Origin of the sequence: Jannaschia maritima, from assembly GCF_030973515.1 — a bacterium.
Taxonomy (GTDB): domain Bacteria; phylum Pseudomonadota; class Alphaproteobacteria; order Rhodobacterales; family Rhodobacteraceae; genus Jannaschia; species Jannaschia maritima.
In genome coordinates, this window is record NZ_JARGZA010000001.1 from 16,786 (window position 1) to 28,696 (window position 11,911).

The window sequence follows — 11,911 nt, forward strand, 5'->3', positions numbered from 1 at the left end:
ATGACGACGGGGGCGCCCGACGGCGATCCCGTCGCCCTGCGCTCCCCCGCGATGTGCCGGTTCTTCGGCGGCGTCATGACCCGGCAGATGCGCGGGGGCTTCCGAGCCGTACGGGTCCTGAAGCCTGGCCTTCCCACGTTGCCGCCGGACCGCCCGTTGATCGTCTATGCGAACCACCCATCGTGGTGGGACCCGGCCTTCTTCATCGTGCTGGCGGTCCACCTGCTGGGCGATCGGGAAAGCTATGGCGTTATGGAGGCGGAGGCGCTGGAGCGTTACGGCTTCATGAAGCGGATCGGTCTGTTCGGGATCGATCCCGCACAGCGAACGGGAGCGGTGCGGTTTCTGCGGGTCGGGGCGCACGTGCTGTCGGATCCGCGCCGCATGCTGTGGGTCACCGCCCAGGGTGAGTTCACGGATCCCCGGACACGTCCCGTGGCCCTGCGATCCGGTCTGGCCCACCTGATGGGGCGGGTGCCGAACGCGGTCGCGGTACCCCTGGCCGTCGAGTACCCGTTCTGGTCGGAAAAGCGCGCGGAGGCGCTTTGCGCCTTCGGCCCGCCAATCGAGGCGGGCGGCACCACGGAGGGGATGCAGGCCGCCCTGACCGATGCCTTATGCGGAACGATGGACAGGCTGCGGGATGCGGCGATGGGGCGCGACCCGATCGCGTTCGATCGGCTGGCAGTCGGGCGCCGAGGGACGGGCGGTGTCTATGGCCTTTGGTCGCGGGCGCGTGCCATCGCCTCCGGGCGGCGCTATGATGGGGACCATCTGCAGGATCCCACCGGACGATAAGACGGACGCGATGACATTGGATACCCTCGTGCTGACACCGCTGGCCTGGATCGGGTTCGCGCTCGCCGCGCTCTATGCCGGGTTGACCCTGGTCAACCTGGCCATCTTCCGTGCACCTGGACCCGCGGGGTCGGGGCGTCCGACGCCCCGCGTGTCGATCCTGATCCCGGCCCGCGACGAGGCGGACAACATCGTCGCCGCGTTGGACGCAGCACTCGCGCAGGAAAGCGCGGAGGTGGAGGTCGTGGTCCTGGACGACGGGTCCACCGACGACACGGTCGATCGCGTGCGCGCGGTCATGCGGCGCGACGACCGCGTGCGGTTGGAGCAGGGTCGCCCGCTGCCCCCGGGTTGGAACGGCAAGCAACATGCGTGTCACCAACTGGCGGAACACGCCCGATATCCCGTCCTCCTGTTCGTGGACGCCGACGTGCGTCTGCAGCCCGAGGCCGTGGCCCGAATGGACGCCTATCGGCAGGATCGGGCGCTCGACCTGGTGTCGGGCTTTCCGCGACAGGTGACCCGCACCCTGGCCGAGATCGTCGCCATCCCGCAGATCCTGGTCGTCCTGCTGGGCTATCTGCCGTTTCCCTTCGCGCGGATGACGAACGTCGCCGGTTTGGCGGCCGGTTGCGGGCAGCTGATGCTGGTGACGGCGGACGCCTATGCCGCGGCGGGGGGGCATGCGGCGTTCCGCGATCGGATGCACGACGGCCTGAACCTGCCCCGCAACGTCCGCCTGTCGGGGGGACGCACCGACATCCTGGACGCGACGCCCGTGGCGTCCTGCCGGATGTACGACAACTGGGACGACATCTGGTCGGGGTTCAGCAAGAACGCCACCGAGGGCATGGCCAAGCCCGTCGCGTTGCCGGTCTGGACGGTGCTGCTGGGCGGGGGCCACATCCTGCCCTGGTTCCTGGCGATCCTGTCCTGGGCGTTCGGTGCGGCGACGGCATGGACGCTGTCGCTGTGGGCGATTGGGATGGTGCTGTTCGCGCGCACGGTGCTGGCGATCAAGGTGCGCCAACACCCGCTGTCGGTGCTGCTGCATCCCGTGGGCGTCTGGATCACGCTGGCCATCCAGTACGGCGCGCTGGCCGCCGCGCGCAAGGGCGGGCGCGCCACCTGGCGCGGCCGCACCTACGAGGTCAACTGAGCCGCATCCGAGGCCGGAAGGGAGAGCCATCATGTTCGACGCCACGCAGGCCGCCGGAACGACCATTGCAGACATGCGGGCAATGCACGCGGCGATGCGGGCCAGGTTCGACTTGTCGGACGTCCCATCCATCCACGCCCGACGGGCATCGCTCGACCGGTTGACAGCCGGCATACGCGCCCACCGGCAGGATATCCGCGATGCGCTGTCGTCCGATTTCGGTCACCGGGCGGAGATGGAGGCCCTGACGGCGGATATCGGCGCCACGCTCGACTTCATCGCGCATGCCCGGCGCAGGCTGCCCCGCTGGGCCGCGCCGAAGCGCAGGCTCGTGATGCGACCGTTGCCCGGTTGGGCCACCCGGCTGCGCGAGCCGAAGGGTCTGGTCGGCATATTGTCGCCCTGGAACTATCCCATCTATCTGTGCCTCGTCCCGCTGGCGACGGCCGTGGCGACGGGGAACCGCGCCATCCTGAAGCCGTCCGAACGCGCGCCCGCCAGCGCCGCGATCATCGCCCGGATCGTGACCGATGCGCTGCCCGGCGATGCCTATGCCGTCGTGACGGGTGACGTCGATCTGGCGCAGGCGATGGCCGTGCTGCCATGGGAACACCTGTTCTATACCGGGTCGGAGGCGATCGGGCGCCGCATCGCCGCGCAGGCCGCGACGACCATGACACCCCTGACGCTGGAGCTGGGGGGCAAGTCCCCCGCCATCGCCATGCCGGACGCGCGACCGGACGACCACGCCCCGATGGTGGCCTGGGGTAAGTTCTATGCGGCGGGGCAGACCTGCGTCGCGCCCGATTACCTGCTGGTGCCGAAGGGACGGGCGGCGGAATGGGCCGACGCGATCCTGGACACGGCACGCGCGTTCGTCGCGGGCGAGGGGGCGCCGGACTACACCGGTCTGATCGACGGACGGCATCGCGAGCGCATCGCGGGGTTGGTGCGCGACGCGGCGGCGCGGGGCGCCACGGTCCGGGCATTGGACCCCATCGACGGACGGGACGACGCGCATCCCCCGGCGGTCGTGCTTTGCCCCCCGCCCGACGCCGAGATCATGACGCAGGAAGTGTTCGGCCCCGTGCTGTCGATCCTGGAGTACGACGACCTGGACCATGCCCGGCGCATCGTCGCCGCCAACCCGAACCCGTTGGCGGCCTATGCGTTCGGGGCGGATGCGGGGCGGGCCCGTCGCTTCGTGACGTCGATCCGGTCGGGGAACGCCGCGGTCAACGTCCCCATGGTCCACGTCACCCTGCACGACGTGCCGTTCGGGGGCATCGGATCGTCGGGGATGGGGGCCTATCACGGGGAGCGCGGGTTCGTGGAGTTCAGCCACGAGCGATCGCTGTTCCAGCCCCTGCACCGCAGCGTCCTGTCCTTCCTGCCGCCGCCCTACGACGACCGCGCCCGTGCGATGGTGCGGTGGTTGTCGCGCTAGGGGCGGCCGACCCGTAGCGGTGACGGCGCTTCGGGGTCGGTCGGACCGATACGGGGGATCACTCCGCCGCCGTCGCCTCGGCCGGCCCGTGATAGGGACAGGCCACGATGCGTTCTGGCTGCGGCCGCAGGGCGGGCGGCACGGCATCGGCGCAGTCCGGCCGGGCCCTGGGGCAGCGGGTGTGGAAGACGCAGCCGGATGGCGGGGTCAGGGGTGACGGCAACTCGCCCCGGACCGCCTGCCGATCGCGGCGCCGGGCGGTCGGATCGGGGACGGGAACGCTGGCGACCAGCGCCTGCGTGTAGGGGTGCAGGGGATCACCCACGACGGCGCGCGCCGGTCCGACCTCCATTTGGCGCCCCAGATACATCACCATGATGCGGTCCGAGACGTGGCGGACGACCGAAAGATCGTGTGCGATGAAGATCATCGCCAACCCCATCTCGCGCGACAGGCGCCGGAGCAGGTTCACGACCTGCGCCTGGACCGACACGTCGAGCGCGCTGACGGGTTCGTCGCAGATCAGCAGGCGCGGTTCCAGGATCAGGGCGCGCGCGATGCCGATGCGCTGGCACTGCCCGCCCGAGAACTCGTGCGGGAAGCGGTTGACCAGGTTGGGCAGGAGGCCGACCCGCTCCATCATCGCCTGTGCCGCGTTCCGGGCGTCCGTGCGCGACACGTCGCGGTGCGTCCGCAGGGGTTCGGCGATGATGTCGCCCACGGTCATGCGGGGGTTCAGCGCCGCGAGGGGATCCTGGAACACCATCTGCACGTCCGCCCGGTGGCGGCGGCGTTCGCCGGGCGACAGGGCGGTCAGGTCGGTCCCCTCCCACGACACGACGCCGGAGGTTGCCGGGATCGTGCCGACGATGGCCCGCGCGAGGGTCGACTTGCCCGATCCCGATTCCCCGACCACGCCGAGCGTTTCGCCGGCCGCCAGGTCGAACGACATGTCCTTCACCGCGCGCAGCCGGTCCGGCGCGGTCCAGGGCATCGCACCCTTCCGGGGGACGTCGAACGTCACGTTCAGGTCGCGGACGGATAGCAGCGTCATCGCCCGGCCGTCCGCACGAGGGTCTGGTCGTTGGTCGTCATGCCACGGCCTCCGGCGGCGCATGGCAGGCGCGCAGCAGGGGACCGCAGGGTTCCAGCGGCGGCTGCACGGTCCCGCAACGATCCATCGCCAGCGGACAGCGCGGCGTGAAGGGGCATCCGTGGGGCAGGTTCGCCATGTCCGGCGGTTCGCCGGGAATGGCCCGAAGCTCCCCCTCGTCGCCGTCCAGTCGCGGCACCGCGTCCAACAGGCCACGGGTATAGGGGTGGGTCGGATCGGCGAAGACGTCGATCGTGCGTCCTTGTTCCATGACGCGGCCCCCGTACATGACGATCGTGCGCTCGCACGTTTCCGCCACCAGGCCCATGTCATGCGTGATGAGCAGGAGCGCGGTCCCGAACTCCGACCGGACGTCCGCGAGCAGGTCCATGATCTGCGCCTGAACGGTCACGTCGAGCGCGGTCGTGGGCTCGTCCGCGATCAGGAGGGCGGGACGGCACAGCAGGGCCATCGCGATCATCACGCGCTGGCGCATGCCGCCGGAGAACTCGTGCGGGTATTGCCGCAGGCGCCCCTTCGCGTCGGGGATGCGCACGGCGTCCAGCATCGCGGCGGACCGGGCCAGGGCTTCGCGCTTCGACAGCCCCTCGTGCAGGACCAGGACCTCCGCCATCTGCTCGCCCACCCGCATGTAGGGATTCAGCGAGGTCATCGGGTCCTGGAACACCATGGCCACCGTTTCCGCGCGGACGCGGTTCAGCGCCGCCTCCGGCATGGTCAGGACGTCGCGTCCCTGCAGGCGGACGATGCCGGTGGCGGTGCCGTTGCGGGCCAGGAGCCCCATGACCGCGAACGCCGTCTGCGACTTGCCCGATCCGGATTCGCCGACGATGGCCAGCGTGCCGCCCGGTTCCAGCGACAGCGACAGTCCGTTCACCGCGTCGACCGTGCCGTCGCCGGTGGCGAACGACACGCGCAGGTCCTCGATCTCCAGAACCGGGGTCGTCGCTTCGTCCACCTCAGCGATCCTTCGGATCGAGCGCGTCGCGCAGGCCATCGCCGACGAAGAAGAGCGCGAACAGCAGGGCGACGAAGGCGGCGAGGGGGAAGCCCAGCATCCAGGGCACGTCGTTGCGCATCTGGCCCGCGCCCTGTGCGATCAGCGCACCGAGCGAGGTGAGCGGTTCCTGCACCCCCAAGCCCAGGAAGCTGACGAAGCTTTCGAACAGGATCATCTGGGGCACGAGCAGGGTCGCATAGACGACCACGATCCCCAGCAGGTTCGGCACGATATGACGGGCAATGATCATCGGCGAGCGGACCCCGGTGGCGATCGCGGCCTCGACGAACTCGCGGTTCTTCAGCGACAGGGTCTGCCCCCGCACGATGCGGGCCATGTCGAGCCACGAGATCAGGCCGACGCCCACGAACAGCATGATGACCGAGCGTTCGAAGACCACCATCATCAGGATCAGCACGAACATGTAGGGGACGGCGATCAGCACGTCGACGATGCGCATCATCACGTCGTCCACGCGTCCGCCGACATAGCCCGACACGGCCCCGTAGATCGTGCCGATCACGACGGCCACGGCGGCGCCGACGAAGCCCACCGCGAGCGAGATGCGCGTCCCCTGCGCGGTGCGGGCGAACAGGTCGCGTCCGGTCTCGTCAACCCCGAACCAGTGGCCCGTTTCCAGCGATGGGCCACCCACGACGTGGACCTGCCCGAGCATGCCCCAATCTATCGTCTCGTTGTCCCAGGGGCTGATCGTGTCCCCCAGGAAGGCGAAGGCCGCGAGCAGCACCAGAACCAGGAGAGAGCCGGTCGCGGCCTTGTTGCGAAGGAACCGCGTGCGCGCGTCCATCCACAGGGATCGACCCTTCACCGGCACCGTCACCCCGTCGGGGAACGGGTTCGCGGCGGGCGACAGGAACGCCTTCGTGGCCTGGCGGATCGACATCAGCCGTACCGTATCTTCGGGTCGATCCAGGCATAGAGCAGATCGACGAGGAGGTTTAGGGCCACGACGATCACGCCGTAGAGGACCGTGACCCCCATGATGATCGCGTAGTCGCGTCCCAGCGCGGCGGCGACGAAGAACTGCCCGATGCCGCCGGTCGAGAAGAACATGTCGATCAGGACGGACCCGGTGAGCAGGAAGGCGAAGGTCGGTCCGAGATAGCTGATGACGGGCAGCATGGCGGGTTTGAGGGCGTGCCGCAGGATCACGCGCCGCATCGGCAGCCCCTTGGCCCGCGCGGTGCGGATGAAGGGAGCGTTCAGGACCTCCAGCATGGAGGAACGCGTCAGGCGGGCGATGGACGCCATGTACGACGTCGCGAGTGCCACGACCGGCAGGATCAGATAGTTCCACTGTCCCCCGTTCCACCCGCCGCCCGGCAGCCAGCCTAGCCAGAGCGTGAAGACCAGCACCAGGATCGGGGCCATCACGAAGTTCGGCAGCACGCTGGCCCCGATGGAGAAGCCCACGGCGAGCGTGTCCAGCCAGGTGTTGTGCTTGATCGCCGCGGTGATGCCCAATGGGATGCCCACCGCCATCGCGACCAGTCCCGACAAGAGGCCGTAGGTCAGCGTGATCGGGAAGCCCTGCGCGATCACGTCGTTCACGGTGCGGTCGCGATAGGTGAAGGAAGGGCCGAAGTCGAAGTCGGTCGCCAGGTTCCAGACGTAGAGGCCCAGCCGTTGCCAAGCCGGCCGGTCGAGCCCGTACTTCGCTTCGAGGTTGTCCAGCACGTATTGCGGCACGCCCCGTTCGCTGTCGAAGGGCGAGCCGGGGGCCAGCTCCATCAGCGTGAAGGTCAGCACGATCAGGAAGAGGATCGTAGGGATAGCGATCAGCAGGCGGCGGACGACGAAGGCGGTCACGAAAGCAACCCGAAGGAAATCTTCGACGGTCCCGTTTCCCCGGCGGAGGTTCCCGCGTCGGGCCCGGAGATGGCGCCGCCAAGCCACGGGGCGGGGACGCCGCCCGTCGGGCGAGGCCCCCGCGCGAGGCGGGGGCGTCGGTGGCTGGGGGCGGTGGTCACGCCGCGATCACTCGGACGCGGTGCGGTAGAAGTCCTTCACGTACCAGTTGTTCTCCACGTTCTCGAGCGGCCAGCCCTTGATCTCCGGGTTCAGGAGGAACGTCAGCGCGTAATGGTAGATCGGGATCATCGCCGTGTCGTCGTAGATGATCTGCTCCACCTCGGTATAGATCTCCTGCGGGTTCTCGGACGTCTTCGACTCCGCCATCAGCTGATCGAGGCGTTCGTTGGAATACTTACCGTCGTTCGATCCATGGGTGGTCGTCATCAGATCGAGGAAGGTCGAAGCCTCGTTGTAGTCCCCGCACCAGGCCGATCGGGCCAGGTCGAACCCCCCCTCGCGCCGCTGTTCCAGGTACACCGCCCATTCGGAGTTCGACAGCGTCGTGTCGACACCCAGCTTCTGCTTCCACATCTGGCTGACCACCGTGGCGATCTGCCGGTGCTGGTCGGACGTGTTGTAGATGAAGCGCAGATCGAGGTCCGGGCTGCCCGCTTCCTCCCACAAGCGCTGGGCTTCCGCGTCGCGCTCCGCCTGCGTCATCTCCTGCATGGGCATGGTGGGCTGCTCGAACCCGGCGGTCGCCCAATGCGTGAAGTTATAAGCGGCTTCCTGGCCGCCCTGCAGGATCTGGTCGACGATCACGTCGCGATCGACCGCCAGAGACAGGGCGTAGCGGACGTTCGGATCCGACAGGGCTTCCGGCACGTCGTCGCCCGCACGGAAGTTGAACGGATAGTAGTAGGAGCACAGCCGGGGGACGGAGTTCGCCTCGTCCGGCCGTTCCTCCTGCAGGCGCGGGAAGGTGCCCGCCGGGACGGGTTCGAGCATGTCGAACTCGCCGGCCTCGTAGCGGGTGAGGGCCTGGTTGTCGTCGACGATGACGTAACCTTCGATCCGCTCGATCTCCACCGAGTCCGCATCCCAGTACTGGTCGTTCTTAACCAGCGTGAACCCCTCGTTCAGCGACAGTGATTCAAGCGTATAGGCACCGTTCGAGACGATGTTCTCGACGTCCGTCCAGTCGTCGCCATGTGCCTCGATGGTCGATTCGTGGGCGGGAAACAGCACGCCATAGGTCGTCATTGCCGGAAAGTAGGGGAGGGGCGCTTCGAGCGTGACGCGCAGGGTGCGGTCGTCCACGGCCTCGACGCCCAGGGCGTCCGGTTCCATGTCACCGGCCACGACGGCGGCGGCGTTCTCGATCTGCGTCAGCTCGACGTACCATTGATAGGGGGACGCCGTCGCCGGATCGGCCGCGCGCCGCCAGCCATAAACGAAGTCGCTCGCCGTGACGGGGTCGCCGTTCGACCAGCGCGCATCCTCGCGCAGGGTGAAGGTATAGACGGTGTTGCCTTCGGATGCCTCGAAGGACTCGGCCACGCCCGGCACGAGGTTGCCCTCCGAGTCCTGGTTCATCAGCCCCTCGAAGAGTTGGCGGATGACATGGAAGCCCTCCGTCTCCTCGTTGAGCTGGGGGTCGAGCGTGGGGAACTGAGCCGCGAGCCGATAGCGGAACACCTGATCTTCCGCCAACGTCTCACCCGGCTGGGGGTCCGCGGCGAAGGAGGGGACGGCGGCGGTCAACGCCAGCGCGGATACGGTCGTCAGGCCGATCAAGGTTCTGCGGATCATTCGGGATCTCCCTGCATGGTTCTGTCGGGCGCTTCGCCCCTGTCGTTATGCATAAAGCTTGGAGCCCCTTTCGGCCCGGATGCAAGCGCCTGCGGCGGAAAAGCGCTCTAACGTCGCGGTAGGGATGCCGGCTGCCCGATCAGCGGGCGATGGCGACCATGACCTCGCGTTCGATCCCGCGATAGAACACTTCGTCCCCCATGCCGTCGGTGAGGTCCGGCCCGCCCAGGATGGCATAGGCCCAGCACGTGCCGTCCGGCTTATGCCACGCGCCGCCGGTGAACCCTAGCGCATGGCCGGCGTGGCCGACGAGGAGCCCCGGCAATTCCGGGTGCCCGTCGTAGAGGGTCAGCCCCTGGCCCACGGCGCGGAACAGTCCGCCGCCATCCATCCCGTTGCGCCCGTCGAAGCGCCAGGCCGGCCGGGCCATGCGGTCGTCAACCGCCACCATCCGGACCAGGCGCGCCATCTCGATCACGTTCAGGCGGAGGCCCCCTTGCGGCGAGAACCACGCGGCCTGTCCCGGCTTCCAACTCGCGAGCGAGCGACCCTCGCCGTCGCGCCAGATCGAGTCGGCGTCCCAATCCCCGCCCGGCCCGTCGACCTGCCGGGCGTATCGGTCGCCGTCCCACTGCCAAAGCGCGAGGCGCGCGGCGCGGTTCGGCACGCCCGCCCAGTTCGGGCCTCCGCCGATGCGGGCCGGATCGAGGACGTGACGGCGCATCAGGACGTCGAAGCCTTCCCCGGTCACGTGTTCCGCCATGTTCGCCGCGAGGACGTAGCCGAGGTTGCAGTAGCGGAAGAAGGCACCCGGGCGCGTTCCGGTACGGGCCTTCCGTATAAGCGCGAACGGATCGCCGGGCGGCTCGACCACGTATCCGGCCTCGTCGGACAGCCCCGCCGTATGCGACAGCAAATGCGATACCGAAGCGCCGGGGATCGCGGGGACGGGAGCGTCGGGCGGCAGCACGTCCAACACCGTCCGTGCGGTCGCCATCTTCGTCACGGATGCGACGCGGAAGCGGAGGGCCGCGTCGCCGACCGGGGGACCGCCCGGGCCATCGCTGCCTTGGAGCCACGCGCGTTCGGACCCGTCCGGCTCGATGCGGGCCAGCGCCACTGCCAACGCGCGAGCCGGATCGGCCTGCGTCAGCGCGCGCGCAAGGATGCGGCGGACGTCGTCGAACGCATCAGCCATCGGCGGTTCGACGATACGCCGCGGGCTCGTCGGAATTTTGGGGGGTGAATGAGGATCGCGATGGGATAACAAGGGCTCGTTGGGTCCATCCGGGCCGCAGGCCGGGGATTGGCATGTTCGACGCACTCGATGCTGTGATGCTGGCGCGGATCCAGTTCGCCTTCACGGTCTCGTTCCATTTCTTGTTCCCCGCCTTCACGATCGGCCTGGCGAGCTATCTGGCGGTCTGCAACGGGCTGTACCTGTGGACCAAGGAACACAAGTACCTGGAGCTGTTCCGCTATTGGGTGAAGATCTTCGCGCTGGCCTTTGCCATGGGCGTCGTGTCGGGCATCGTCATGTCGTATCAGTTCGGGACGAACTGGTCGGTGTTCAGCGACAAGGCTGGTCCGGTCCTGGGCGCCCCCATGGCGTACGAGGTGCTGTCCGCCTTCTTCCTGGAGGCGGGTTTCCTGGGAATCATGTTGTTCGGGCGGGAGCGGGTCGGCCCGACCCTGCATATGGTCGCCTGCGGGGCCGTTGCCGTGGGAACGTTCATCAGCGCGTTCTGGATCCTGTCGGTCAATTCCTGGATGCACACGCCCGCCGGGTTCGAGATCGACCCCGACACGGGGCAGTTCATCGCCACGTCGTTCTGGGAGGTGATCTTCAATCCGTCCTTCCCCTATCGCCTGACGCACACGCTGACGGCGGCCTATCTGACCACCGCGTTCATCGTGGGCGGGGTCGGGGCCTATCATCTGTTGCGGCGACGGGCCCGGGGCGAGCGGCCCTCGGAGGCGACGAAGACCATGTTCTCGATGGCCATGTGGATGGCGGTGATCGTGGCACCCCTGCAGGTCGTGCTGGGGCACGAGCATGGCCTGAACACGTTGGAGCATCAGCCTGCGAAGATCTACGCGATGGAGGGACACTACGAGTCCCACCCCGAGGGGGCGCCCCTCTATCTGTTCGGCATCCCCAACGACGAGACGCAGACGCTGGACTATGCCGTGGGGATCCCCGGGTTGGCATCGCTGGTCCTGAAGAAGTCCCTGACCGCGCCGACCGACGGGTTGGACACGATACCCGACGACGAGCAGCCCCCGGTCTTCCTGGTCTTCTGGTCGTTCCGGGTGATGGTGGGGTTGGGGTTCCTGATGGTCGCGGTGGGCCTGTGGTCGGCCTGGGCCCGGTTGCGGGGCGATCTGTTCCACGACCACTGGCTGCACCGTGCCGCCCTGGTGATGGCCCCGTCGGGCCTGATCGCCGTCCTCGCGGGCTGGGTCACGACGGAGGTCGGACGCCAGCCTTACACGGTCTATGGCCTGCTGCGGACGGCGGACAGCGTGGCGCCGCTGGAGGCGCCGGCGGTGGCGGCCTCGCTGATCGCGTTCGTGGTGATCTACTTCGCGGTGTTCGGAGCGGGCACGTTCTATATCCTGCGCCTGATGTCGCGGCCGCCGGTGTTCGACGAGAAGCCGCTGAAGGACAGCATCGACGGGCCCATCAGGACCGCGGGCATCACGCCCGCGCCCGAGGAGGCCACGCGGCGCGGCGGCCCCAACGCCGTTCCGGGGGAGTGACGC

General features: G+C 68.5%; 10 protein-coding genes. 4 read left to right on the top strand and 6 right to left on the bottom strand.

Going from position 1 to position 11,911, the window contains the following annotated elements; translation table 11 throughout:
* The 3 genes from P0084_RS00080 to P0084_RS00090 are packed head-to-tail and all read left to right on the top strand — an operon-like array spanning position 1 to position 3,404.
* Positions 1–798 carry a lysophospholipid acyltransferase family protein gene (locus P0084_RS00080; RefSeq protein ID WP_308914762.1) on the top strand — a complete coding sequence of 266 codons (798 nt, stop codon included), beginning with the start codon at positions 1–3 and terminating at the stop codon, positions 796–798.
* A 10-nt stretch (positions 799–808) separates the two neighbouring features.
* Positions 809–1,957 (top strand): glycosyltransferase family 2 protein, encoded by a 1,149-nt coding sequence (locus tag P0084_RS00085; RefSeq protein WP_308914763.1) that lies wholly within the window; start codon positions 809–811, stop codon positions 1,955–1,957.
* Positions 1,958–1,988: 31 nt separating this feature from the next.
* Entirely contained in the window at positions 1,989–3,404 is a 1,416-nt protein-coding gene (locus P0084_RS00090; RefSeq protein WP_308914764.1) for an aldehyde dehydrogenase family protein, read from the top strand.
* Between the two features lie 58 nt (positions 3,405–3,462).
* Here P0084_RS00090 and P0084_RS00095 read toward each other — a convergent pair whose 3' ends face one another.
* The 6 genes from P0084_RS00095 to P0084_RS00120 form a co-directional block, all read right to left on the bottom strand.
* Positions 3,463–4,458 (bottom strand): oligopeptide/dipeptide ABC transporter ATP-binding protein, encoded by a 996-nt coding sequence (locus P0084_RS00095; protein ID WP_308914765.1) that lies wholly within the window; start codon positions 4,456–4,458, stop codon positions 3,463–3,465.
* 37 nt (positions 4,459–4,495) lie between these two features.
* A complete protein-coding gene (locus tag P0084_RS00100) occupies positions 4,496–5,476 on the bottom strand; it encodes an oligopeptide/dipeptide ABC transporter ATP-binding protein (RefSeq protein ID WP_308914766.1) in 981 nt (326 codons plus the stop codon).
* A gap of 1 nt (position 5,477) precedes the next feature.
* The gene (locus P0084_RS00105) at positions 5,478–6,326 is read right to left on the bottom strand and encodes an ABC transporter permease subunit (protein ID WP_374213572.1); all 849 of its coding nucleotides are present in this window, start codon (positions 6,324–6,326) and stop codon (positions 5,478–5,480) included.
* Between the two features lie 95 nt (positions 6,327–6,421).
* The gene (locus P0084_RS00110) at positions 6,422–7,348 is read right to left on the bottom strand and encodes an ABC transporter permease subunit (RefSeq protein ID WP_308914768.1); all 927 of its coding nucleotides are present in this window, start codon (positions 7,346–7,348) and stop codon (positions 6,422–6,424) included.
* A 168-nt stretch (positions 7,349–7,516) separates the two neighbouring features.
* On the bottom strand, positions 7,517–9,145 hold the full coding sequence (locus tag P0084_RS00115; protein WP_308914769.1) for a peptide ABC transporter substrate-binding protein: 1,629 nt from the start codon (positions 9,143–9,145) through the stop codon (positions 7,517–7,519).
* 139 nt (positions 9,146–9,284) lie between these two features.
* Positions 9,285–10,343: a serine hydrolase domain-containing protein gene (locus P0084_RS00120; RefSeq protein WP_308914770.1), complete on the bottom strand. Its 1,059-nt coding sequence runs from the start codon at positions 10,341–10,343 to the stop codon at positions 9,285–9,287.
* A gap of 113 nt (positions 10,344–10,456) precedes the next feature.
* Between P0084_RS00120 and P0084_RS00125 the strand changes: the two genes are divergently transcribed.
* A complete protein-coding gene (locus tag P0084_RS00125; protein ID WP_308914771.1) occupies positions 10,457–11,908 on the top strand; it encodes a cytochrome ubiquinol oxidase subunit I in 1,452 nt (483 codons plus the stop codon).
* The last annotated feature ends 3 nt before the right edge of the window (positions 11,909–11,911 follow it).

Excerpts from the sequence above, each read along its gene's own strand:
- P0084_RS00080 (WP_308914762.1), top strand. The coding sequence starts at position 1 with ATGACGACGGGGGCGCCCGACGGCGATCCCGTCGCCCTGCGCTCCCCC.
- P0084_RS00085 (WP_308914763.1), top strand. The coding sequence starts at position 809 with ATGACATTGGATACCCTCGTGCTGACACCGCTGGCCTGGATCGGGTTC.
- P0084_RS00090 (WP_308914764.1), top strand. The coding sequence starts at position 1,989 with ATGTTCGACGCCACGCAGGCCGCCGGAACGACCATTGCAGACATGCGG.
- P0084_RS00095 (WP_308914765.1), bottom strand. The coding sequence starts at position 4,458 with ATGACGCTGCTATCCGTCCGCGACCTGAACGTGACGTTCGACGTCCCC.
- P0084_RS00105 (WP_374213572.1), bottom strand. The coding sequence starts at position 6,326 with ATGGACGCGCGCACGCGGTTCCTTCGCAACAAGGCCGCGACCGGCTCT.
- P0084_RS00115 (WP_308914769.1), bottom strand. The coding sequence starts at position 9,145 with ATGATCCGCAGAACCTTGATCGGCCTGACGACCGTATCCGCGCTGGCG.
- P0084_RS00120 (WP_308914770.1), bottom strand. The coding sequence starts at position 10,343 with ATGGCTGATGCGTTCGACGACGTCCGCCGCATCCTTGCGCGCGCGCTG.
- P0084_RS00125 (WP_308914771.1), top strand. The coding sequence starts at position 10,457 with ATGTTCGACGCACTCGATGCTGTGATGCTGGCGCGGATCCAGTTCGCC.